This is a genomic window from Streptomyces sp. 378, assembly GCF_030124145.1.
GTDB lineage: Bacteria > Actinomycetota > Actinomycetes > Streptomycetales > Streptomycetaceae > Streptomyces.
The window spans coordinates 1-23,012 of the sequence record NZ_JASKMS010000011.1; the positions used below are offsets into that span (position 1 = coordinate 1).

Annotated in this window: 17 protein-coding genes; 4 read left to right on the forward strand and 13 right to left on the reverse strand. The window is 71.4% G+C overall.

All coding sequences use genetic code 11. The annotated features are described in order from the left end of the window. The 13 genes from QNO09_RS16915 to QNO09_RS16975 form a co-directional block, all read right to left on the reverse strand. Positions 1-1,136, reverse strand: a 1,136-nt coding sequence (locus QNO09_RS16915) for an SCO3242 family prenyltransferase (protein WP_502962308.1), incomplete at its 3' end; no start/stop codon positions are given. Continuing rightward, complete coding sequence (locus QNO09_RS16920) at positions 1,133-2,317, reverse strand: inositol-3-phosphate synthase (RefSeq protein WP_283971021.1); 1,185 nt, start codon at positions 2,315-2,317, stop codon at positions 1,133-1,135. The genes QNO09_RS16920 and QNO09_RS16915, both read right to left, overlap by 4 nt. A gap of 84 nt (positions 2,318-2,401) precedes the next feature. Further along, complete coding sequence (locus tag QNO09_RS16925) at positions 2,402-6,124, reverse strand: ThuA domain-containing protein (protein WP_283971022.1); 3,723 nt, start codon at positions 6,122-6,124, stop codon at positions 2,402-2,404. Positions 6,125-6,387: 263 nt separating this feature from the next. After that, positions 6,388-7,386 (reverse strand): sugar phosphate isomerase/epimerase family protein, encoded by a 999-nt coding sequence (locus tag QNO09_RS16930; RefSeq protein ID WP_283971023.1) that lies wholly within the window; start codon positions 7,384-7,386, stop codon positions 6,388-6,390. Positions 7,387-7,399: 13 nt separating this feature from the next. Beyond that, positions 7,400-8,611 (reverse strand): Gfo/Idh/MocA family protein, encoded by a 1,212-nt coding sequence (locus tag QNO09_RS16935; protein ID WP_283971024.1) that lies wholly within the window; start codon positions 8,609-8,611, stop codon positions 7,400-7,402. 55 nt (positions 8,612-8,666) lie between these two features. Next, positions 8,667-9,713: a substrate-binding domain-containing protein gene (locus tag QNO09_RS16940; protein ID WP_283971025.1), complete on the reverse strand. Its 1,047-nt coding sequence runs from the start codon at positions 9,711-9,713 to the stop codon at positions 8,667-8,669. Between the two features lie 17 nt (positions 9,714-9,730). Further along, positions 9,731-10,750, reverse strand: a complete 1,020-nt coding sequence (locus QNO09_RS16945) for an ABC transporter permease (protein ID WP_283971026.1) — start codon at positions 10,748-10,750, stop codon at positions 9,731-9,733. Continuing rightward, positions 10,747-12,264 (reverse strand): sugar ABC transporter ATP-binding protein, encoded by a 1,518-nt coding sequence (locus tag QNO09_RS16950; RefSeq protein ID WP_283971027.1) that lies wholly within the window; start codon positions 12,262-12,264, stop codon positions 10,747-10,749. Before QNO09_RS16950 ends, QNO09_RS16945 begins: the two co-directional genes overlap by 4 nt. Positions 12,265-12,377: 113 nt before the next feature. After that, positions 12,378-13,559: an ROK family transcriptional regulator gene (locus QNO09_RS16955; RefSeq protein ID WP_283971028.1), complete on the reverse strand. Its 1,182-nt coding sequence runs from the start codon at positions 13,557-13,559 to the stop codon at positions 12,378-12,380. A 201-nt stretch (positions 13,560-13,760) separates the two neighbouring features. Further along, positions 13,761-14,438 carry a GntR family transcriptional regulator gene (locus tag QNO09_RS16960; RefSeq protein WP_283971029.1) on the reverse strand — a complete coding sequence of 226 codons (678 nt, stop codon included), beginning with the start codon at positions 14,436-14,438 and terminating at the stop codon, positions 13,761-13,763. Between the two features lie 163 nt (positions 14,439-14,601). Beyond that, positions 14,602-15,540, reverse strand: a complete 939-nt coding sequence (locus QNO09_RS16965; protein ID WP_283971030.1) for a beta-ketoacyl-ACP synthase III — start codon at positions 15,538-15,540, stop codon at positions 14,602-14,604. 187 nt (positions 15,541-15,727) lie between these two features. Beyond that, a complete protein-coding gene (locus tag QNO09_RS16970) occupies positions 15,728-15,868 on the reverse strand; it encodes an MFS transporter small subunit (protein ID WP_283971031.1) in 141 nt (46 codons plus the stop codon). Next, a complete protein-coding gene (locus tag QNO09_RS16975; RefSeq protein ID WP_283971032.1) occupies positions 15,837-17,171 on the reverse strand; it encodes an OFA family MFS transporter in 1,335 nt (444 codons plus the stop codon). Before QNO09_RS16975 ends, QNO09_RS16970 begins: the two co-directional genes overlap by 32 nt. A 258-nt stretch (positions 17,172-17,429) precedes the next feature. On the opposite strand from QNO09_RS16975, the gene QNO09_RS16980 reads away from it, so the two are divergent. The 4 genes from QNO09_RS16980 to QNO09_RS16995 are packed head-to-tail and all read left to right on the forward strand — an operon-like array spanning position 17,430 to position 23,010. After that, complete coding sequence (locus QNO09_RS16980; RefSeq protein ID WP_349636975.1) at positions 17,430-18,401, forward strand: 2-dehydropantoate 2-reductase; 972 nt, start codon at positions 17,430-17,432, stop codon at positions 18,399-18,401. Continuing rightward, on the forward strand, positions 18,398-20,323 hold the full coding sequence (locus QNO09_RS16985; RefSeq protein WP_283971034.1) for a molybdopterin oxidoreductase family protein: 1,926 nt from the start codon (positions 18,398-18,400) through the stop codon (positions 20,321-20,323). Before QNO09_RS16980 ends, QNO09_RS16985 begins: the two co-directional genes overlap by 4 nt. 6 nt (positions 20,324-20,329) lie before the next feature. Further along, entirely contained in the window at positions 20,330-22,153 is a 1,824-nt protein-coding gene (locus QNO09_RS16990) for an NAD(P)H-dependent oxidoreductase subunit E (RefSeq protein WP_283971035.1), read from the forward strand. Continuing rightward, complete coding sequence (locus QNO09_RS16995) at positions 22,150-23,010, forward strand: 2Fe-2S iron-sulfur cluster-binding protein (protein WP_283971036.1); 861 nt, start codon at positions 22,150-22,152, stop codon at positions 23,008-23,010. The genes QNO09_RS16990 and QNO09_RS16995 overlap by 4 nt, the downstream gene beginning before the upstream one ends. The last annotated feature ends 2 nt before the right edge of the window (positions 23,011-23,012 follow it).

A 23,012-nucleotide genomic window follows, 5' to 3' on the forward strand; every position in this document is an offset into this window, starting at 1 on the left:
CCGGTGGCGGTGGCGGTGGTGGCGAGCGGCGCTGCCCCGTCCTGCCAAGGGCGCCGGGCGGCCCGGGATCCGGTCGGCCCGGTGTCGGTGGCGGTGGCGAGCGGCGCTGCCCGGTCCTGCCAGGGACGCCGGGCGGCCCGGGATCCGGTCGGCCCGGTGGCGGTGGCGGTGGTGGCGAGCGGCGCTGCCCCGTCCTGCCAAGGGCGCCGGGCGGCCCGGGATCCGGTCGGCCCGGTGTCGGTGGCGGTGGCGAGCGGCGCTGCCCGGTCCTGCCAGGGACGCCGGGCGGCCCGGGATCCGGTCGGCCCGGTGGCGGTGGCGGTGGTGGCGAGCGGCGCTGCCCCGTCCTGCCAAGGGCGCCGGGCGGCCAGGGGTCCGGTCGGCCCGGTGGCGGTGGGCTGCCGGGGGCGTCTCGGTTGGGCAGCGGAGGGCCGTGTCATCAGCCGGGTGAGCAGAGTGGTCGTCGCGAGGGCCGCGAGGGGTGGCAGGGGTGAGCCGCCCTGTGCCTCCTGGCGGGAGACCGTCGTGACGGCCAGGGTGTGGGTGCCGAGGAGGGCGGCGGAGGGCAGCGCCTTGCGGGTACGGCCGGTGGTGGCCGCGGCTCCCAGAAGCAGGTCGAGGCCGCGGGCCGCCCCCATGGCCACGGGTCCGGCGGGTGTGTGCTTCAGGCCGAGGTCATACGCCCAGACGGTCGCCGCCAGAGGGGCGGCGACGGCCAGGGCCGGACGGCCCGCGCGCGCGGCCAGGGCCAGTCCGGCTCCGGTGAGGGCGCAGGCCGCCGTGAGGGCGGCAGCCGGGCGGATGCGGCCGGAGGGCAGGGGGCGGTGCGGGCGTTCGACGGCGTCCACGTCGCGGTCGGCCCAGTCGTTGAGGGCCATGCCGGCCTCGTACAGGCAGAGGGAGGAGGCGATGGCGAGCAGGGTGCGCGAGTCGGGTGCCGAGCCGGTGGCGGCCGTACCGGCCAGGGCGTCCCCTGGGACACTGAACAGGGCGGGCAGGCGCAGGAGTTCGGCCCAGGCGAGAATCCGGTGGGAGCGGTCGGCGCAAGGGCGAGAGGCCTGGTCGCCGGCAGTGGTTCGGGGGCCGGCGCTGGGCGCACCGCCGGGGCACCCGCAAGGGCTCTCGCGCAGCGTCACGGCGCTTCTCCCGTCTCCTCGGAGCTCCTCCCCGGCCGCGTGCCACCGGCCTTTCCACCGGCCTGCGCAAGGCTTCGCCCGAACCGGACGAGCGCCTCGTACTGCTCCGACAGTCCCGGGGGCCCGTCCCCCACCGGGTCCTTGAAGTAGAAGCCGAGGGCATCGAGCGGGCCGGACAGCCCCGTCTCGTGGGCGCGGGCGGTCAGGCGGGCCAGGTCCAGCACCAGGGGCGCCGCGAGGGCCGAGTCGCAGCCCTGCCAGATGGTCTGGAGGATCATGCGGGTGCCGAGGAAGCCGTCGAAGGCGATGTGGTCCCAGGCGGTCTTCCAGTCGCCGAGGGCGGGGACGTCGTCGATGTGGACCTCGCCCTCGGGGACGGTGCCGAGGGTGTCGGCGAGGACGCGTTCCTTGCCGGCGTTCTTCGCTGCCGCCGCGGCCGGGTCGGCGAGGGCCGCCCCGTCGCCGCCGCCGAGCAGGTTCGTGCCGGACCAGGCCCGGACCCTCAGCGCCCGTTGCGGGAACATCGGGCCCAGCACGGCCCGCAGCAGTGTCTGTCCGGTCTTGCCGTCCCGGCCGGCGAAGGGCAGGCCGCTCCCTTCGGCCTCGCGGGCGGCGACGGGGTGGTGCATGCCCTCGGAGGGGGTGAAGTTGACGTAGGGGCAGCCCGCGCGCAGGGCGGCCAGCGCGTACAGGGTGCTGGCGGGCAGTGGGGCGCCGGGCTCCTGGGAGGCGGGTTCGGTGGAGGCGACGTTCACCACCACGGCCCGCTCCAGTGCGTGGCGGTGCAGGAAGTCGCGGATGTCGTGGGCGAAGGCCGTGATCAGGTCGGTCTCGCTCCTGGTGTCCCCCGGGGTGGGGCCGCCGGGCCTGGTCTCCTGGTCGGCGGCGTTCAGTTCGGCGGCGACGGCGGTGGCGACGCCGGGTGGGAGGACGCCGCCGGCGGTCAGGGTCTCGGCGCGTTTGGGCAGGGGGCAGTCGAGGGTGTCGTGGCCGCCGAAGACGAGGTCGGACAGGGCGGGCAGGCCGCTGTCGGTGAATGCCGGTGTTTCGGTCACCATGCCGGTGGGCGGGTGCAGTCCCGCGGCGACGGCGGCGCACCCCGTGACGACGGTGGTGGCGACGGAGCCTCGGGCTCCGATCAGCCACACCCCCACACGCGGTCGGGAGAGGGACGCGGACATGGGCAGCCTCCTGGTCGTACGCGAACCCGGGGGAGAGGGAGGGAGACGGCGGGCGGGGGTCCGGCGTCCCCCGCCCGCCGCCGTTCAGTCGCCCTTGACGGGCAGTTCCTTGAGCTGGATGTTGCGGAAGGAGACCTGGTCGTCGGCGCCGTGGTTCTGCAGGCCGATGTAGCCGTCGGTCAGGCTCCGCTGGGGATCCTTGTTGGTGAAGTCGTTGATCTTGACTCCGTTGAGGAACACCCGGAGGCGTTCGCCCTGGACCTTGATCTCGTAGGAGTTCCACTGGCCGGGTGGCCGCAGAACCTGGTCACGGGCCTTGATGTTCGCCGACTTGAAGGAGTAGACGGAGCCCGTGGTGCGGTCGGGCGCGTCCGTGGCGTCGATCTGGATCTCGTAGCCCTTGTTCACGGCGGACCAGGGATCGTCGGAGGCGGGGAAGCCCACGAAGATCCCCGAGTTGTCGTCGCCCCGCATCTTCCAGTCGAGCTTGAGCGAGTACGACTTCAGCTCCTTGGCCTGGTACCAGAGCAGTCCCATGCCGCCTTCGGACTCCATCACGCCGTCCTTGACGACGAACGTGCCGGGGCCGGCCTGCTTCCAGCCGTCCAGGGTCTGGCCGTTGAAGATCTTCCGGTAGTCCTTGCTCGGCTTGCAGTCCGCCTTGACCTGGCCGGTGGCGTACTGGAGGCCGCCGAGCAGGTGGGCGCGGAAGGCCTCGTCGGCGTAGGACTCCTTGGTGTGGCCGCCGCCGGTGTAGAAGGACCGGCCGCCGCCGTAGTTCTGGCACCAGGCGATCGGGTGGTCGCCCTTCATGGTGCCGCCCTGGTAGCTGGTCTCGTCCAGGGTGGCGAGGATCTTGGCCTGCTCACGCGGGTTGGTGCGGTAGTTGTACCACTCGTCGGTGCGCTCCCAGGCCTCGCCCAGGTGCGCGGTGGACGGGTGGTCGTGGTCCTCGACGCGGACGGTGGCCTTCTGGATGGCCGGGTGCGAGTGGAAGTAGGCGCCGACGAGGCCGCCGTAGAACTCCCAGTCGTACTCGGTGTCGGCGGCGGCGTGGATGCCCATGTAGCCGCCGCCGTTGCTGACGTAGTTCTCGAACGCCTGCTGCTGCTCGGCGTTGAGGACGTCACCGGTGGTGGACAGGAAGGCGACCGCGTCGTACTTGGCGAGGTTGGCGGTGGTGAACTGCCGGGCCTCCTCGGTGGCGTCGACCGTGATGCCCGCGGGGCCGCCGAGCTCCTTCAGCGCGGTGATGCCGGCCGGGATGGAGTCGTGGCGGAAGCCGGCGGTCTTGGAGAAGACCAGGACCCTCTTGCCGCCCTTGAACGGCTCCTTGGAGAACTCGAAGTCGTCCACGTCGAACAGCGCGCCCTCACCGCCCTTGAAGACCAGGTAGATGTCCGTGGTCTTCCTGGGCAGCGACCGCAGCGGCACGTCGACGTTCTGGAACGTCTCCCAGCCGCCGGTCGGCGGGATGTACGCCGAACCGTGCAGCGGGCCCTCGGGCGAGCCGGTGCGCAGCTCGACGAAGCCGCCCGCGCCGCCCGAGGACGCCCGCACGGTCATCTTCTTCTGCCCGTCGAACCGGTAGGGGGAGAAGGAGATCCAGTCGCCGTCGTTGATGTCGCCGACGGTCTTGCCGCCGTTGGCGGCGGTCTTGTCGATCACCGATACGCCCGACTGGGTGGTGAAGTGCTCGCCCTGGCGGTGCGGCGGCTGGAGCACGGTGCGGGCGGTGCCGGTCAGTTCCTCCTGGCCGCTTGCCCCGCCGTCGGTGTAGGCGGCGCCGACGACGCCGTAGATGTTGGCGTTGGGGTCGTGTCCGCCGTCACCGGCGGGCGGCTTCAGGGTGCCCTCGCAGCCCATCTCGCTGGTCAGCTCGTGGGCGTGGGAGTCGTGGCCGAGGCTGTAGGTGACCTTGACCTTGGAGCAGTCGACGGTCTCCTCGGGGTCGGTGACCTTCACCTTGAACGGGACGGGCCGGCCCAAGGCGGTCAGGCTGCCGTTGGCCGGGGTCTCGATCGTCACCTTGGGCTCGGTGTTGCCGACCACGATCCGGACGCTGGCGTTGCCGGTGTTGCCCTCGGGGTCCTTGGCGGTGAAGGTGGCGCTGTAGGTGCCGATCTTCTTGTACCGGTGGGTGGGGTTGAGGCCTTCGCCCTTGGTGCCGTCGCCGAAGTCCCAGCTGTAGGTGAGGTTCGGGGAGTCGGCGTCCTTGGCGGATCCGGTGAAGGCGACCTTCAGGCCGGCCGCTCCGGACGTCTTGTCGGCGCTCGCCTCGGCGATGGGCGAGAAGCCGTCCTCGGCGCTCTCGATCCGGTACAGCGCGGAGTTCTCGTCGCCCTGGAACCAGGAGACGCCGTAGTCGAGGACGTAGAGCGCGCCGTCGGGGCCGAACTCCATGTCCATGATCTGGGTGCCGGTCCAGGGGAAGTCGTTGATCTTCGCGACGGTCCCGTCAGCGTTCTGTTCGATGCGCTTGATCCAGCGGCGGCCGAACTCACCGGCGAAGAAGTCGCCGTCGTAGGCCTCGGGGAACTTCACGCTGGAGTCGAGTTCGGGGTCGTAGCGGTAGACCGGACCGGCCATCGGGGACTCGGAGCCGCTGCCGAACTCGGGCACGGAGCCGCCGTCGTACGGGATCCAGGCGGCCTGCGCGGTCGGCAGGTCGACCAGGCCCGTGTTGTACGGAGAGGTGTTCTTCGGGGCGTCGCAGTCGAACGTCTCGCCGGACTGCTTGGTGGCGAAGTCGTAGTCGACGTAGGGGTCGTTGTCGCCGGTGCAGAAGGGCCAGCCGAAGTTGGCGGCCTTGGTCACCTTGGCGAACTCGACCTGTCCGCCCGGGCCGCGCTCGGGGTCAGCGGCGCCCGCGTCGGGGCCGTAGTCGCCGACGTAGACGGTGCCGGTCTTGTCGTCGACGCTCATGCGGAACGGGTTGCGGAAGCCCATCGCGTAGATCTCGGGGCGGGTCTTCTCGGTGCCCGGGGCGAAGAGGTTGCCCTCCGGGACGGTGTAGGAGCCGTCCTCGGCGACCTTGATGCGCAGGATCTTGCCACGCAGGTCGTTGGTGTTGCCGGAGCTGCGGCGCGCGTCGAAGGCCGGGTTGCGGCCCGGCCGGTCGTCGATCGGCGTGTAGCCGTCGGAGGCGAAGGGGTTGGTGTCGTCGCCGGTCGACAGGTAGAGGTTGCCGTCCGCGTCGAAGTCGATGTCGCCGCCGACGTGGCAGCAGATGCCCCGGGAGGCCGCGACGTCCAGGACCTTCTTCTCGCTGGACATGTTGAGCGTGCCGTTGGCGTTGAGGACGAAGCGGGAGAGGCGGTTGACGCCGTCGAACTTCTTGAAGTCCTCGGCGGTGCCGGTCTCGGGGGCGTCGCCCACGGGGGTGTCCAGCGGCGGGGCGTAGTAGAGGTAGATCGCCCGGTTGTTCTTGAAGTCCGGGTCGATGCCGACGCCTTGGAGACCTTCCTCGTCGTGGCTGTAGACGGGGATCTTGCCGGCGACCTTGGTGACGCCGCCCTGGTCGGTGAGGCGCAGCGTGCCGTCGCGCGAGGTGTGCAGGACGCTGCGGTTCGGGAGCACGGCGAGCGACATCGGCTCGCCCGTCTCGGGTTCGCCCTTGGCGAGCGGCACTTGCTGGAACTGGCCCTCGGCGGCTGCCGGTTCGTCGTGTTCCGGGTGTCCGGGGTGGGCGCCGGCGACGGTGGCCGGGGTGCCCACGGCGAGGAGCAGGCCGGTGAACAGGGCGACGGTGGTGCGCAGTGCGGGCCGTCTGGGGGTGCGGGCGCTTCTGAGTCTGGTTCTGTGCACGAAGTCCCTCCGGGAACGGGGTGGGCCGTACGGGGTGGGTGCGTGGACGTGCGGTGCGGGTGCCGGGGTGCGCCGTCACCCCGGAGGTGCGTGTGTCCTGAACACATCAAGGACGGTAACCTCGTCCGTCCGGGGCGAACACCCCCCGCGAATGACTCGGTCGAACGTCCTCCCGCCTCCGGACGAAGCGGGATCCGGGCAGGTCGGAGGGGGGATCGGCGTTGCTGCCGGTCCCCGCTCCCGACCAGCGCCGGGCGCGCTGTTCAGCTGTTGAACGCGGCGTCGAAGGACGCGCTGGGCGGATCGAAGTCGAACGCCTTGAGACGGGTCAGGGCCTCGGGGGCACCTTGGAGCCGGTCCATGCCGGCGTCCTCCCACTCGACCGAGACCGGGCCCTGGTAGTCGATGGATCGCAGCATCCGGAAGACGTCCTCCCACGGGACGTCCCCGTGCCCGGCGGAGACGAAGTCCCAGCCGCGCCGCGGATCGCCCCAGGGCAGATGGGAGCCGAGCCGGCCGTTGCGTCCGTCCAGGCGCTTGCGGGCCTCCTTGCAGTCGACGTGGTAGATCCGGTCGCGGAAGTCCCAGAGGAAACCGACGGGGTCGAGGTCCTGCCACACGAAGTGCGAGGGGTCGAAGTTCAGGCCGAACGCGGGGCGGTTTCCGACGGCCTCCAGGGCGCGCTGGGTCGTCCAGTAGTCGTAGGCGATCTCGCTGGGGTGCACCTCGTGCGCGAACCGCACGCCCTCGGCGTCGAAGACGTCCAGGATCGGGTTCCAGCGGTCGGCGAAGTCCTGGTAGCCGCGTTCGATCATCGTGTCCGGGGCGGGCGGGAACATGGCGACCAGGTGCCAGATGGCGGAGCCGGTGAAGCCGATGACCGTGTTCACGCCGAAGGCGGCCGCGGCCCGGGCGGTGTCCTTCATGCGCTCCGCGGCCCGCCGCCGGACCCCTTCCGGATCGCCGTCGCCCCATACCGCTCCCGGCACGATCGCCTGGTGGCGCTCGTCGATGATGGCGTCGCAGACGGCCTGGCCGACCAGGTGGTTGGAGATCGCCCAGCACTTCAGGCCGTACTTGTCGAGGAGCTGGTGCCTCGACTCCAGGTAGGAGGGGTCGCTCAATGCCTTGTCGACCTCGAAGTGGTCGCCCCAGCAGGCGAGTTCGAGGCCGTCGTAGCCGAAGTCGCGGGCCAGGCGGCAGACCTCCTCCAGGGGCAGGTCCGCCCACTGGCCGGTGAACAGGGTGAAGGTGCGCGGCATGCTCGGGGCCTCCTCAGACCGAGATCGGCGTGTAGACGGAGTTCTTCTCGGCGCTCTCCTCGACCGCCGCGAGCACACGCTGCACCTGCAGCCCGTCGGCGAAGGAGGGTTCGGGGCGGCGGCCCTCGGCGATCGCGTGGACGAGGTCGCGTGCCTGGTGGACGAAGGTGTGCTCGTAGCCGAGGCCGTGGCCCGGCGGCCACCAGGCCTCCAGGTAGGGGTGGTCGGGTTCGGTGACGAGGATCCGGCGGAAGCCGGCCTCGGCGCCCGGCTCGGTGCCGTCGTGGAAGGACAGCTCGTTGAGCCGCTCGAGGTCGAAGGCGAGCGAGCCACGCTCCCCGTTGAGTTCGATGCGCAGGGCGTTCTTGCGGCCGGTGGCGTAGCGGGTGGCCTCGAAGGAGGCGAGGGCGCCGGAGAGGAAGCGGGCCGTGAACAGGGCGGCGTCGTCGACGGTGACCTGGCCGGTGCCGGCGGACGTGACGGCGGACAGCCCGCTGGTCGCGCCGCCGGGCAGGGGCCGTTCCCTGACGAAGGTCTCGGTCAGCGCCGAGACGCCCGCCAGCGGCTCCCCCACCAGGTACTGCGCGAGGTCGACGATGTGCGCCCCCAGATCGCCCAGCGAGCCCGCGCCGGCCTGCTCCCTGCGCAGCCGCCAGGTCAGCGGGAACGCGGGGTCGACCAGCCAGTCCTGGAGGTACGTCACGCGCACGTGCCGCAGCCTGCCCAGGCGGCCCTCGGCGACCATGCGGCGGGCCTGGGCGGTGGCGGGCACCCGGCGGTAGTTGAACCCGACCATCGCCACCTGGCCCCGCGTGTGGGCCTCTTCGGCCGCCAGCGCCATCGAGGTGGCTTCCTCGACGGTGTTGGCGAGGGGCTTCTCGCACAGGACGTGCTTGCCCGCGGCCAGGGCGGCCAGGGCGATCTCGGCGTGGCTGTCGCCCGGGGTGCAGATGTCGACGAGGTCGACGTCGTCCCGTTCCACGAGGGCTCGCCAGTCGGTCTCGGTGGAGGCCCAGCCGTGCCGGTCGGCCGCCGCGCGGACGGCGGCGGCGTCCCGGCCGCAGATCACGGCCTGCACGGGGTTCAGCGGCAGGTCGAAGACGCGGCCCGCGGTGCGCCAGCCCTGTGAGTGGGCGGCGCCCATGAAGGCGTAGCCCACCATCCCCACGCGCAGGGGCGGCTTGCCTTTCTCGGTCCCTTCCGACGGCTGCTGCGGCTGTCCCATACGGGTGTCCTCCTCGTCCTGGTCGGGGTGGCGCACGTGGGGGGTGCGGGGTGGCTCACTTGAAGCCGGTGGACATGTACTGGTCGACGTTGGTCTTGTCGACGACGGCCGAGTAGAGCGTGAGCGACGACGGGATCTCGAATTCGGCGAGTCCTTGGATGCCCTTGCTCTGGCCGAGGGCCCGGGCGAGGTCGATCGCGGAGGCCGCCATGGTCGGCGGGTACAGCACGGTCGCCTTGAGGACGGCGTCGTCCTGCTTGATGGCCTGGAAGGCGGAGAGCGCGCCGGCGCCGCCGACCATCAGGAAGTCGTCGCGCCCGGCCTGCTCGATGGCGCGCAGCGCGCCCACGCCCTGGTCGTCGTCGTGGTTCCACAGCGCGTCGAAATTCGACTGCGCCTGGAGCAGTTGGGCCATCTTGGCCTGCCCCGACTCGACGGTGAACTCGGCGGCCTGCCGGGCGACCTTCTTGATGTCGGGGTAGTTCTTCAGGGCGTCGTCGAAGCCCTGGGTGCGCTGCTTGGTGAGCTCCAGGTTGTCCAGGCCCGCCAGTTCGATGACGCGGGCGCCCGACTTGCCCTTCAGCTTCTCGCCGATGTAGTGCCCGGCGTTGAGGCCCATGCCGTAGTTGTCGCCGCCGATCCAGCAGCGGTACGCCTGCGGGGAGTTGAAGATCCGGTCGAGGTTGATCACCGGGATGCCGGCGCGCATCGCCTTGAGGCCGACCTGGGTGAGGGCCTTGCCGTCGGCGGGCAGCACGACCAGGACGTCGACCTTCTTGTTGATGAGGGTCTCGATCTGGCCGATCTGCTGGGCGGTGTCGTTGGAGCCCTCGGTGATCTCCAGGGTGACGTCGGAGTACTTCTCGGCGCGGCTCTTGGCGTTGTCGTTGATGGCGTTGAGCCAGCCGTGGTCGGCCTGCGGTCCGGCGAAGCCGATGGTGACCTGCTTGCCGGGCTTGTCGTCGGCGGCCGGCTGGTTGTTGCCCGCCGGCTCGTCCTTGGAGTCGGACGGCTCGTTGCTGGTGCACCCCGTGACGAGGGCACCGGCGGAGACGGCGGCGGCCCCGAAGAGCAGACCTCTGCGGCTCGTGATCTCTGGCATGGCGGGGAACCCTTTCCTCAGGTCGTGCTCGCGGTACGGCGCTGGACCAGCACGGCGGCGACGATGATCGCGCCCTTGGCGATCTGCTGGACGTCGCTCTGCAGGTTGTTCAGGGCGAAGATGTTGGTGATCGTGAAGAAGATCAGGACGCCGAGGACGGAGCCGGTGATGGTGCCCCGGCCTCCGGTGAGCAGGGTGCCTCCGATGATCGCGGCGGCGATGGCGTCGAGTTCGTAGAGGTTGCCGTTGGTGTTCTGGCCCGAGCCGGACAGGACGATCAGGAGGAAGGCGGCGATGCCGCAGCACAGCCCGGACAGCAGGTAGAGGTAGAGCCGCTGGCGGCGGACGTCGATGCCGGCGAGCCGGGCGGCCTCCGGGTTGCCGCCGACGGCGACCGTGCGGCGGCCGAAGGTGGTGCGGTTGAGCACCAGCCATCCGATGACCGTCACGACGGCGAAGACCAGGACCAGTGGCGGGATGCCGAGGACGTAGGCGTCGCGCTCCCCCAGGTCGAGGACGGACGGCACCGTGACGATCTGTGTCTTGCCGTCGGTGATCTGCAGGGCGAGGCCGCGGGCGGAGGCCAGCATGGCGAGGGTGGCGATGAACGGCACCATCGCGCCGTAGGCGATGAGCACCCCGTTGACCAGGCCGCAGCCGACCCCGACGACGATCGCCGTGAAGAGGATGCCGGCGAAGCCGTACTCCTGGGTGGCGACGGTGGTGGCCCACACGGAGGCGAGGGCGACGATCGCGCCGACCGACAGGTCGATGCCGCCGGAGATGATGACGAAGGTCATGCCGACGGTGACGACCCCGACCACGGAGGCCTGGGTGAGGACCAGTTGCAGGTTGCGGGTGTCGAGGAACTCGTCGGGTTTGGTGATGCCGCCGACGAGGATCAGCGCGGCGAGCACGCCGAGCAGGGAGAGGGTGCGGATGTCGGCGCGGGCCGGCAGGCCGCGCCAGGCGGGGGGCCGGGCCTGCGGCACCTTGTCGGTCGTGCTGTCCCGCGGCGGGGAGACGGGCTGCGTCATGACGCCGGGCTTCCTTCCATGACCAGGTCGAGTACGCGGTGTTCGTCGAGTTCGCGCGCGGGTGCCGTGTGGACGACACGGCCCTCGCGCAGCACCAGGACGCGGTCGGCGAGGCCGAGCACCTCGGGCACCTCGCTGGAGACCAGCAGCACGGCCAGGCCCTCGTCGGCCAGCCGGCGGATGACCGCGTAGAGCTCGGCGCGGGCGCCGACGTCGACGCCGCGGGTGGGTTCGTCGAGCAGCAGCACCTTGCAGCCGCGCAACAGCCAGCGGGCGAGGACGGCCTTTTGCTGGTTGCCGCCGGACAGGGTGCGCACGGGCACGGACGGGTTGTCCGGCCGGAGTGACAGTTCGCGGGTCGCGGCCCGGGCGGCGCCCAGTTCGGCGCCCCGGTCGATCCAGCCGCCGCGTGAGAAGCGGGACATGGACGAGACCGACACATTGCGGGTGACGGATTCCAGCATCAGCAGGGCCTGGGCCTTGCGTTCCTCGGGAGCGAGCCCGAGTCCGGCCCGGACGGCGGCCTGTACGCTGCCCGGCTTCAGGGCCTTGCCGCCGATCAGCACCTGACCGGTCGTCGGTTTGCGGGCGCCGTAGACGGTCTCCAGGATCTCGGAGCGGCCCGAGCCGACGAGTCCGGCGAGGCCGACGATCTCACCCGGCCGCACCTCCAGGTCGAACGGTTCGAACTCCCCACGCCGGGAGAGCCCTTGGACCTTCAGCACCGGCTCGGTGGCCGGCGGTGCGACGGGCCGGTCCGGGAAGAGGTACTCGACGTTGCGGCCCGTCATCAGCGAGACGACCTCGCGGGTCGGGGTCGACTTCGCCGGGAGCCCGTTCGCGACCGCCCGGCCGTCCTTGAGCACCGTCACCCGGTCGCCGATACGGCGGATCTCCTCCAGGCGGTGCGAGATGTAGACGACGGCGACTCCGGCGGCGGTGAGGTCGCCGACGATGCGGAAGAGGTTGTCGACCTCGTCCGGGTCGAGGGCGGCGGAGGGCTCGTCCATCACGATGAGCCGCACGTCGTGGGAGAGCGCCCGGGCCATGGACACGATCTGCTGCTGTGCCGCCGGCAGCTCCCCGACGAGCCGGGCCGGATCGATCTCGGCATGCCCGAGTCGTTGTAACAGGGCGGCGGTTGACGCCTTGGCCGCCTTGCCGCGGACGACGAACCCCGCGGCGGTCGGCTCATGCCCGAGATGGACGTTCTCGGCGACGGACAGGTGGTCCACCAGGTCGAGTTCCTGGTAGATGGTGGCGATGCCGAGGCGCATGGCCGCGAGGGGCGAGCGGAGCGCGACCTCCTCGCCGCGCCAGCGCAGACGGCCGGTGTCGGGCTGGTGGGCGCCGGCCAGGACTTTGATGAGGGTCGACTTGCCGGCTCCGTTCTGGCCGAGCAGGCAGTGCACCTCACCGGCCTGGACGTCGAGGTCGACGCCGTCGAGGGCCCGGACTCCGGGGAACGACTTGGTGATGCCGGACATGCTGAGCAGCGGTGGTTCTGGTGCCATGCGGATTCCCCTTGGCGGGCGGGCCGGTGTCAGGGCGCTTGTCGAGCAGGCGTGTTTCAGGGCAGGGCAGGGCAGAGCAGGGCGCTGTGCTGGTGAGCCGTGCTGTGAAGGGACTACGCGGGTGAGAACAGGTGGTCGCTGATGAGCCGGGCCGCGCCGATGACTCCGGCGGTGGGGCCGAGCTCTCCCAGGACGATGGGCAGGTTGCCGGTCGCCAGAGGCAGCGACTGGCGGTAGACCTGGGTGCGGATCGCGGCGAGCAGGGTGTGGCCGAGGCCGGTCACCCCGCCGCCGATCACCACCAGGCCCGGGTTGAAGAAGCTGACCAGGCCGGCGATGACCTGGCCGGTGCGGTTGCCGCCCTCGCGGATCAGATCGAGGGCGGTGGCGTCACCGGCGGAGGCCGCGGCGGCGACGTCGACAGCGGTGAGTCCGCCGTTGGTGTCCAGCCGCGAGGCCAGTTCGACCGAAAGGCCCTGCTGGGCGGCCTCCGTGGCGTCGCGGGCCAGCGCGGCGCCGCTGAAGTGGGCCTCCAGGCAGCCCCGGTTGCCGCAGGCGCACGGGCGGCCGTCGGGCACGGCCTGGATGTGCCCGATGTCGCCGGCGCTGCCCGTCGTTCCGCGGTAGACCTCGCCGCCGACGACGATGCCGCAGCCGATGCCGGTGCCGATCTTGACGCAGAGGAAGTCACCGACGCTGCGGGCGACGCCCGCGTGCTGCTCCCCCAGCGCCATGAGGTTCACGTCGTTGTCGACCATGACCGGGCAGCCGAGTTCCTGGCTGAGCGCCTCCCGCACGGGGAAGCCGTCCCAGCCGGGCATGATCGGCGGTGCCACCGGGATGCCCTCGGGGAAGCGGACCGGGCCCGGGACGCCGATGCCGGCGCCGTCGAACCCCTCCGCGAGCCCGGAGGCCCTCAGTTTCGCGGCCATGGCCAGGACCTGCTCGAAGACCGCGACCGGGCCCTCGCGCACGTCCATGGGCTGGTTGAGATGCCCGAGGGTCTCCAGTTCGGCGTTGGTGACGGCGACGTCGATCGAGGTCGCGCCGATGTCGACGCCGAGGAAGCGCAGCTCGGGGTTGAGCCGGACGTTGTGGGAACGGCGGCCGCCGCGCGAGGCGGCGAGCCCGTCGGCCACGACCAGACCCGTCTCCAGTAGCCGGTCCACCTCCACGGCCAGCTTGGACCGCGAGAGGTCGACCTGGTCGCCCAGCTGGGCACGGGAGTTGGGTCCGCCGTCACGCAACAGCTTGAGCAGTCGGGCCTGATGGGCGTTGGCGGGTCGTGCGGTCATACGTCTCACGAGCCCCTCCCCGCCTCAATCGGCCTGCGCGCGCCGGTTTTCCGCCACCTCGGTGGCTTGCTTTCGGAGGGAACGTAGCAGCGGCTGCCGGAGGTGGGAAGAAGTCGCGCAGGAATTGCCCTCTACTTTTTCCACTCACAGGACAAAGACGCGGTGACGGGTGCCTCGCGGCACAGGACGCCTGTGGTGGCGCTACGAGCCCGCCCGCGCGTGGTACGACCGTCGTGTGTGCTCCGTGTGGGCGCGCATCAGCTGGGTGGCGCGCTGTTCGTCCCGGTCGGAGACCGCGGCGATCAGTTCGCGGTGTTCGATCCAGGACTGGTGGCCGCGCCGGCGGGCCACCGGCGTGTAGTACCAGCGCACGCGCCGGTCGACCTGGGCGGCGAGTTCCGCGAGGACCGCGTTGCCGGCGAGCTCCATGATCTTGGCGTGGAAGCGGGCGTTCATCGCGACGGCCCCGTCCACGTCGTCGGCCTCCACGGCCTTCTCGCCCTCCGCGCACAACGCCTCCAGGGCGGCGACGCCCGCGCTGTTCGCGTTGGCCGCCGCGAGCCGGGCCGCCTCGGCCTCCAGGAGCGTACGGACCGTGAGGAGCTGGTCGGCCTCCTCCTCCGTCGGCTCGTGCACGAACGCGCCCTGCGCGGGCCGCAGATCGACCCACCCCTCGGTGTTGAGCCGCTGCAGCGCCTCGCGCACGGGCTGCCGGGAGACCCCGAGGTGCCCGGCGAGTTCACTCTCGACGAGATGCTGGCCGGGCTGGAGCGCACGGGTGGTGATGAGTTCGAGCAGTGCCTCGTAGACACGGTCGCGCAGCGGACCCGGGCGTTCCAGCTTGGGTACCGCCCCCTGGGGCAGGCCTGTCGACAGCATCGCGGTCCCCCTCCTCGGCAGGGCCGTGCACAGCGCGGCGCCGGCCGGTGTCACCGCAGAGTCAGTATTGATTGTCTTTCGTCTACAGTCTACGGCGCACCAGAGCCAGGGTTTCGGGGAGTTGACCGCGTCACACCACCCCTCCGCCAGGGGCGGCGCACACTCAGGGGCAGCGCACGACCTGCCCCGCGTACGAGAGGTTCCCGCCGAAGCCGAACAGCAGCACCGGGTCGCCGGTGGTGAGCGCTCCCCGCTCGACCAGCTTCGAGAAGGCCAGCGGGATACTCGCGGCGGAGGTGTTGCCGGACTCGGTGACATCGCGCGCGACGACCGCGTTGACGGCTCCGATCTTCTCCGCGAGGGGTTCGATGATGCGCAGGTTCGCCTGGTGCAGCACGACCCCGGCGAGGTCGGCCGGCTCCAGCCCGGCCCGCTCGCAGGCCCGGCGCGCGATGGGCGGGAGCTGCGTGGTGGCCCAGCGGTAGACGCTCTGCCCCTCCTGGGCGAAGCGCGGCGGGTTGCCCTCGATGCGCACCGCGTTGCCCATCTCGGGCACCGAGCCCCACAGCACCGGGCCGATGGCCGGCTCGTCGGCGGCCTCCACCACCGCGGCCCCGGCTCCGTCACCGACGAGCACACACGTGCTGCGATCGCTCCAGTCGGCCACCTCGGACATCTTGTCGGCCCCGATGACCAGCGCGCGGCTCGCGCCCCCCGCGCGGACGGCGTGGTCGGCGGTGGCCAGGGCGTGGGTGAAACCGGCGCACACCACGTTGAGGTCCATGGTGGCGGCCTGCGGGATGCCCAGGCGGGCCGCGACCCGGGCCGCCATGTTGGGCGAGCGGTCGACGGCGGTGGAGGTGGCGACCAGCACCAGATCGATGTCCGCCGGGGCCAGCCCGGCCGCCGCGAGGGCCTTGGCGGCGGCGTGGCCGGCCAGTTCGTCGACCGGCTCGTCGGGTCCGGCGATGTGGCGGGTCCGGATGCCCACCCGGCTGGTGATCCACTCGTCACTGGTGTCCACCAGAGCCGCCAGATCCTTGTTGGTGAGCACCGTGGCGGGCTGGTAGTGGCCGACGGCGGCGATGCGCGAGCCGTTCATTGGGTGGGTCCCCCTCGTTGCCTTGGGTAGCGGATCCACCAGTCTGATCAGTGACTCACGGGTACGACGGCAGCCAAGGCGACAGGAAACGAGCGCCGGGGTTGTCAGCTTCGGTCAGCAGCTCGGACGCCCGGACACCTGTCGGCCGCCCACCCCGTACACCGGCGCCCGTCCCGCGCCCCGGCGGCTACCCGGTGAACAACTGCGTCGCCTTGCGGACGAGCTCGTACAGCCCGTAGGCGAGCGGGACGCCCACCCACACCCAGGCGAAGGCGATCAGCCACCGCCGGTCCGGGCTAGGCGGACTCTGACTGCTCTCGCCGGACATGGGCGGCCTCCTTCGGCTCGAGGACGTGGTGGCGGGGGTCGACGGGCCGCACCAGTTCGTTGGCGACGAAGCCGACGACGAGCAGCCCGATCATGATGACGAAGGACAGCCCGTACAGGGACGCGCCGTGCCGGCCCGCCTCCTCCTGCCGGTCGGCGATCCAGTTCACGATCAGCGGCCCGAGCACCCCGGCCGTGGACCAGGCGGTGAGCAGCCGCCCGTGGATGGCACCGACCTGGTACGTACCGAACAAATCCTTCAGATAGGCCGGAACCGTGGCGAAACCACCGCCGTAGAAGGAGAGAATGACCAGCGCGCACAGGATGAACAGCGGCTTGGAGGAGTCGCCGAACAGGGCGATGAGCGCGTACATCAGGGCGCCGGCGCCCAGGTAGAGGCGGTAGATGTTCTTGCGGCCGATGAGGTCGGACGTCGACGACCAGCCGATGCGGCCCGCCATGTTCGCCGCCGACAGCAGCGCGACGAAACCGGCGGCGGCCGTCACCGACACCGGGGTGGAGGTGTCCGCGAAGAAGTCCGTGATCATCGGCGCGGCCTTCTCCAGGATGCCGATGCCGGCGGTGACGTTCATGCAGAGCACGAGCCACAGCAGCCAGAACTGCGGGGTGCGCAGCGCCTGGTTCGCGGAGACCTGCGGGCCGGTGGGGGCTTGTCGCGCGGTTGCCCGCGCCGCTGGGGCAGGACGCGGAACCCGGACCAGGAACACGCCCAGCAGCATGAAGACGGCGTACGACAGCCCGTGCACGAGGAAGGCGAGCGCGATGCCGGAGCTGTCGCCGCCGAACGACTCCAGCATCTGCGCCGACCACGGCGAGGCGATGAGGGCGCCGCCGCCGAAGCCCATGATGGCGATGCCGGTGGCCATGCCGGGCCGGTCCGGGAACCACTTGATCAGCGTGGAGACGGGCGAGATGTAGCCGATGCCGAGACCGATGCCGCCGACGAAGCCGTAGCCGAGGACGATCAGCCAGTACTGCTCCAGGGACGCGCCCAGCGCGGAGAGCAGGAAGCCGGAGGAGAAGCAGACCAGGGCGACGGTCATGGCCCAGCGGGGGCCGTTGCGCTCCACGAGCGTGCCGCCGAACGCGGCGGACAGGCCCAGCATGACGATGCCCAGCTGGAAGGGCAGCGCGCTCTGCGTGCCGCTGAGCCCGAGGGCGGACTCGAGGGGCGGCTTGAACACGCTCCAGGCGTAGGCCTGGCCGATGGAGAGATGTACGGAGAGAGCTGCGGGCGGGACGAGCCAGCGGCTCCAGCCCGGGGGCGCGACTGGGGGACTCATGAACCCGGGACGGTAGGTATCCGCGCGGGAGTTGAGAAGGCGGCGCGTCGACCGTATGCGGTGAACGGTATCCGGCCTGCGCCGAACGGTCGGCGCGCGAACCCTTGCCGCCCCAACCTCCATACTGTAGACAATATTTCGTCGACACAAGCCGTCCGCGAGAAGGCCCAGCCCGCCTGCGCTGGGCGGGGCGCGTCCCGTGGGCGGCCGGACGGCAGCCACCTCCGCGGTATCCCTCGAACCGAACGGAGTGTTTCCGTGAAAGTCGCAGTTCTCGGTGCCGGTGCCATCGGCGCCTACGTCGGCGCCGCGCTCCACCGCGCGGGCGCCGAGGTGCATCTCATCGCCCGTGGACCGCATCTGGCGGCCATGAGGCAGCACGGAGTCCGGGTGCGCAGCCCACGCGGCGGCTTCACCGCACACCCCCACGCCACCGACGACCCGGCCGAAGTCGGCCCGGTCGACCATGTCTTCCTGGGCCTGAAGGCCAACGCGTACGCGGCGTGCGGGCCGCTGATCGCGCCCCTGCTGCACGAGACGACCTCGGTCGTCGCGGCCCAGAACGGCATCCCCTGGTGGTACTTCCACCGGCACGGCGGCCCGTACGACGGCCACCGTGTCGAGAGCGTCGACCCGGACGGCGCGGTCAGTGCGGTGCTCGCGCCCGAACGGGCCATCGGCTGCGTCGTCTACGCGGCGACCGAACTCGAAGGGCCGGGCGTGGTGCGGCACTTGGAGGGCACACGGTTCTCCATCGGCGAGCCCGACCGCAGCCGCTCCGCCCGCTGTCTCGCCTTCAGCGAGGCCATGCGGGAGGGCGGGCTGAAGTGCCCGGTCGAACCGGACCTGCGCAGCGACATCTGGGTCAAGCTGCTCGGCAACATCTCCTTCAACCCGATCAGCGCCCTGGCCCGCGCCACCATGCGGCAGATGTGCCTGCACGGCGGCACCCGCAAGGTCATCGAGATCATGATGACCGAGACACTGGCGGTCGCCGAGGCCCTCGGCTGCGAGGTCGGGGTCTCCATCGAGCGCCGGCTCGCGGGCGCCGAGCGGGTCGGCGACCACCGCACCTCCACGCTCCAGGACCTGGAGCGCGGCAAGCCGCTGGAACTCGACGTGCTGCTGGCGGCGGTCGTCGAGCTGGCGGAGATCACCGGCGTGGAGGTGCCCACCCTGCGCACCGTGCACGCCATCTCGGACCTGCTCGCGCTGAGGAGCGCCGCATGAGGAAACGCGACCGGACCCCCAAGACCTACACCCGGCTCACCAACCCCCTCGTCAGGGACGCCCGCGACGAGCCGTTCCGGCGGGCCACCTGGGACGAGGCCCTGGACCGGGCCGCCGCGGGCCTCGGGCGCAACCGCGACGCCTTCGGTCTGTTCAGCTGTGCCCGCGCCACCAACGAGATGAACTACGTGGCGCAGAAGTTCGCCCGGGTCGTCATGGGCACCAACAACGTCGACTCCTGCAACCGCACCTGCCACGCCCCGAGCGTGGCGGGCCTGTCGGCGGCGTTCGGCTCGGGCGGCGGGACGTCGTCGTACGAGGAGATCGAGCACACCGACGTCATCGTGATGTGGGGCTCCAACGCCCGGTTCGCGCACCCGATCTTCTTCCAGCACGTGCTGAAGGGGATCAGGAACGGCGCCCGGATGTACGCGGTCGATCCGCGCCGGACGTCGACCGCCGAGTGGGCGGAGAGCTGGATGGGGCTCAACGTCGGCACGGACATCCCGTTGGCGCACGCGGTCGGCCGCGAGATCATCCAGGCGGGGCTCGCGAACGAGGCGTTCATCGAGCGGGCGACCACCGGCTTCGAGGAGTACAGGGCGCTGGTCGAGCCGTGGACCCTGTCCCTCGCCGAGAAGGTGACGGGCGTACCGGCGGCGGCGATCCGCGAGCTGGCGCACGCCTACGCCCGGGCCGAGCGGGCCCAGTTGTGCTGGACCCTGGGCATCACCGAGCACCACAACGGCACCGACAACGTCCGCGCCCTGATCAACCTGTCCCTGCTCACCGGGCATGTCGGCCGCTACGGCTCGGGGCTTCAGCCCCTGCGCGGGCAGAACAACGTGCAGGGCGGCGGCGACATGGGGGCGATCCCCAACCGGCTGCCCGGGTTCCAGGACATCCTGGACGCGAGCGTCCGGCTGAAGTTCGAGTCGGCCTGGGACACCGTGATCCAGCCGCACTACGGCCTGAACCTCACCGAGATGTTCGAGGCCATGGAGGACGGCTCGCTCAGGGCCGTCTACTGCATCGGCGAGAACCCGGCCCAGTCGGAGGCGGACAGCGAGCAGGCCGTGCGGCGGCTGAAGGCCCTGGACTTCCTGGTCGTGCAGGACATCTTCCTGACGAGGACGGCCGAGCTCGCGGACGTCGTCCTGCCGGCCACCGCCGGCTGGGCGGAGACCGACGGCACGACCACCAACAGCGAACGGCGCGTGCAGCGCGTGCGCAAGGCCGTCACCCCGCCCGGCGAGGCCCGCGAGGACATCGACATCATCTGCGACCTCGCGGCCCGCCTCGGCCACGACTGGAAGTACGCCGACGCCGAGACCGTGTGGAACGAGCTGCGGTCCGTCTCACCCGACCACCACGGCATGACGTATGAGCGGCTGGAGGAGCACCAGGGCATCCAGTGGCCCTGCCCGAGCACGGACGGCATCGAACCCACCTATCTGCACGGGCGGTTGTGGGAGACCGACCCCGCACGGCGCGGACCGCTCGCTCCGTTCGGGATCGTGCGGCACGACCCGCCCGTGGACCTCACCGACGAGCGGTACCCGATCCGGCTCACCACCGGGCGGCGGCTCGACTCGTACAACACCGGTGTGCAGAGCGGTGGTTACGCCTCGCCGCTGCGGCGCGGCGAGTTCATCGAGCTGAGCCCGGAGGACGCCGAGCGCTACGGGGTCGTGGTCGGCGAGCACGTCCAGGTGACCTCGCGGCGCGGGTCGGTGACCGCTCCCGTGTGGGTGGACACCGCGCTGCGGCCGGGGCTCGCCTTCATGACCATGCACTTCCCGGACGAGGTGGACACCAACGCCCTGACGATCGAGGCGAACTGCCCGATCGCGGGGACGGCGGAATTCAAGGCGTCGGCGATCCGGATCGAGAAGCTGCCCATCGCGACCATCGTGGGGTGAACGTACGTGGACCTGCACTTCGGTGACAGCAAACCGACGGACGAGGAACGGGCGGCCGTCGACGCCCTCCTCGGGCCTCCCGAGTCCTCCTGGGAGGGCGCCGACCGCTCGGACGCGGATCTGCGATGGGCGCGTGGCGGGCGTGAGGCCAGGGACCGCCGCGACCTGCTGCTGCCGGGGCTGCACGCGGTCAACGACCGGACCGGCTGGATCAGCGAGGGTGCCCTGGACTACCTGTGCCGGCGGCTGACCGTGCCGCCGGCGGAGGCCTACGGGGTCGCCACCTTCTACGCCATGTTCTCGGTCAAGCCGCGTCCGGCGACCGTGCTGCACGTGTGCACGGACCTGGCGTGCGCGGCGGCCGGGGCGCCTCGGCTGTGCGCCGGGATCGAGGCGCGGCTGGGCCTCGGCAGCGGGGTCAGTGTCGAGCGCAGCCCGTGCCTGGGCCTGTGCGAACGGGCCCCGGCCGCGCTCGCGATCAGGGCGGGGGACCCTGTCCGTACGGCGGTCTCCGCGCCGGCGACCGTCCGGGACGCCGTGCTCGCCGCGAGCTCACCCGACTCGGCGCCCGAGGAGCCGCCCGCAGCGCTGGCGGTGCCCCAGGCCGGGCAGGACGGTCTGATGCTGCTGCACCGCGTCGGCGTGGTCGACCCGTGGTCCCTCGACGACTACCGCGCCCACGGCGGCTACACCGCCCTGCGCCGGGCCTTCGGGCTGGGTCCGGCCGGGGTCATCCGCGAGGTCGCCGACTCGGGTCTGGTCGGGCGCGGCGGCGCCGCCTTTCCCACCGGCCGCAAGTGGCAGGCCGCGGCGTCCCAGCCCGACCGTCCGCACTACCTCGTCTGCAACGCCGACGAGTCGGAGCCGGGCACGTTCAAGGACCGGGTGGTCATGGAGGGCGATCCGTACGCGCTGATCGAGGCGATGACGATCGCCGGTTACGCGACCGGCGCCCACAGGGGCTACCTCTATCTGCGCGGCGAGTACCCGCGCGCCCTGCACCTGCTGGAGCACGCGATCGCGCAGGCCCGTGCGCGCGGACTGCTCGGCGACGACGTCCTCGGTCAGGGCTACGCCTTCGACATCGAGATCCGGCGCGGCGCGGGCGCCTACATCTGCGGTGAGGAGACGGCCCTGTTCAACTCCATCGAGGGCTACCGGGGCGAACCGCGCTCGAAGCCGCCGTTCCCCGTGGAGAAGGGCCTGTTCGGCAAGCCGACGGTCGAGAACAACGTGGAGACCCTGGTCAACGTCCTGCCGATCCTGACGATGGGCGCCCCGGCGTACGCGGCGATCGGCACCCGGGGCTCCACCGGACCGAAGCTGTTCTGTGTGTCCGGCAGTGTGGAGCGGCCCGGTGTCTACGAGGTGCCGTTCGGCGCGACGCTGGGCGATGTGCTCACGCTGGCCGGGGTGCGGGACGGTCTGCGGGCGGTGCTGCTCGGCGGGGCGGCCGGCGGTTTCGTGCGGGCCGACGAGCTGGACGTCCCGCTCACCTTCGAAGGGACGCGGGAGGCGGGCACGACACTCGGCTCGGGGGTCGTGATGGCCTTCGACGACAGCGTGCCCCTGCCCCGGCTGCTGCTGCGCGTCGCGGAGTTCTTCCGGGACGAGTCGTGCGGGCAGTGCGTGCCCTGCCGGGTGGGGACGGTGCGGCAGGAGGAGGCGCTGCAGCGGATCGTGGAGCGCACGGGCGCCGACGCCGCCGGGGACATCGCGCTGCTGCGGGAGGTCGGCCGCGCCATGCGGGACGCCTCGATCTGCGGTCTCGGGCAGACCGCGTGGAACGCCGTGGAATCCGCCATCGACCGTCTGGGGGCGTACGAATGACCGTCACACCGCTGGGGATCCCGCGCCGGATGCTGGAGTTCACCCTCGACGGCGAGCAGGCCCGGGTCCTCGAGGGCTCGACCGTCCTGGACGCCTGCCGGGCGGCCGGGAAGGACATCCCGACCCTGTGCGAGGGCGACACCCTGCGGCCGAAGAACGCCTGCCGCGTCTGTGTCGTCGAGGTGGAGGGGGCCAGGACGCTCGTTCCGGCCTGCTCCCGCGAGGCCGAACCGGGGATGGAGGTGCGCACGGACACCGAGCGCGCCCGGCACAGCCGCAAGGTCGTCCTGGAACTGCTCGCGTCCTCGGTCGACCTCTCGACGGCACCGAAGGTCGCCGGGTGGCTCAAGGAGTACGAGGCGAAGCCGGACCGCTTCGGCCCGGACGCGGCGCGGCTGACCGAGGAGCCGAGGGTCGACAACGAGCTGTACGTGCGCGACTACGACAAGTGCATCCTCTGCTACAAGTGCGTCGACGCCTGTGGCGACCAGTGGCAGAACTCCTTCGCGATCTCGGTCGCGGGACGCGGTTTCGACGCCCGGATCGCCGTGGAGCACGACGCGCCGCTGACCGACTCGGCGTGCGTGTACTGCGGGAACTGCATCGAGGTGTGCCCCACGGGCGCGCTGTCCTTCAAGTCCGAGTTCGACATGCGGGCGGCGGGTACGTGGGAGGAGGCGCGGCAGACGGAGACGACCACGGTGTGCGCGTACTGCGGAGTGGGCTGCAATCTGACGTTGCACGTGCAGGACAATGAGATCGTGAAGGTCACCTCACCGCACGACAACCCGGTGACCCACGGCAACCTCTGCATCAAGGGCCGCTTCGGCTACCAGCACGTACAGAACCGGGACTGATC

Excerpts from the sequence above, each read along its gene's own strand:
- QNO09_RS16945 (WP_283971026.1), bottom strand. The coding sequence starts at position 10,750 with ATGACGCAGCCCGTCTCCCCGCCGCGGGACAGCACGACCGACAAGGTG.
- QNO09_RS16995 (WP_283971036.1), top strand. The coding sequence starts at position 22,150 with ATGACCGTCACACCGCTGGGGATCCCGCGCCGGATGCTGGAGTTCACC.
- QNO09_RS16920 (WP_283971021.1), bottom strand. The coding sequence starts at position 2,317 with ATGTCCGCGTCCCTCTCCCGACCGCGTGTGGGGGTGTGGCTGATCGGA.
- QNO09_RS16935 (WP_283971024.1), bottom strand. The coding sequence starts at position 8,611 with ATGGGACAGCCGCAGCAGCCGTCGGAAGGGACCGAGAAAGGCAAGCCG.
- QNO09_RS16960 (WP_283971029.1), bottom strand. The coding sequence starts at position 14,438 with ATGCTGTCGACAGGCCTGCCCCAGGGGGCGGTACCCAAGCTGGAACGC.
- QNO09_RS16975 (WP_283971032.1), bottom strand. The coding sequence starts at position 17,171 with ATGAGTCCCCCAGTCGCGCCCCCGGGCTGGAGCCGCTGGCTCGTCCCG.
- QNO09_RS16965 (WP_283971030.1), bottom strand. The coding sequence starts at position 15,540 with ATGAACGGCTCGCGCATCGCCGCCGTCGGCCACTACCAGCCCGCCACG.
- QNO09_RS16970 (WP_283971031.1), bottom strand. The coding sequence starts at position 15,868 with ATGTCCGGCGAGAGCAGTCAGAGTCCGCCTAGCCCGGACCGGCGGTGG.
- QNO09_RS16955 (WP_283971028.1), bottom strand. The coding sequence starts at position 13,559 with ATGACCGCACGACCCGCCAACGCCCATCAGGCCCGACTGCTCAAGCTG.
- QNO09_RS16950 (WP_283971027.1), bottom strand. The coding sequence starts at position 12,264 with ATGGCACCAGAACCACCGCTGCTCAGCATGTCCGGCATCACCAAGTCG.
- QNO09_RS16985 (WP_283971034.1), top strand. The coding sequence starts at position 18,398 with ATGAGGAAACGCGACCGGACCCCCAAGACCTACACCCGGCTCACCAAC.
- QNO09_RS16940 (WP_283971025.1), bottom strand. The coding sequence starts at position 9,713 with ATGCCAGAGATCACGAGCCGCAGAGGTCTGCTCTTCGGGGCCGCCGCC.
- QNO09_RS16930 (WP_283971023.1), bottom strand. The coding sequence starts at position 7,386 with ATGCCGCGCACCTTCACCCTGTTCACCGGCCAGTGGGCGGACCTGCCC.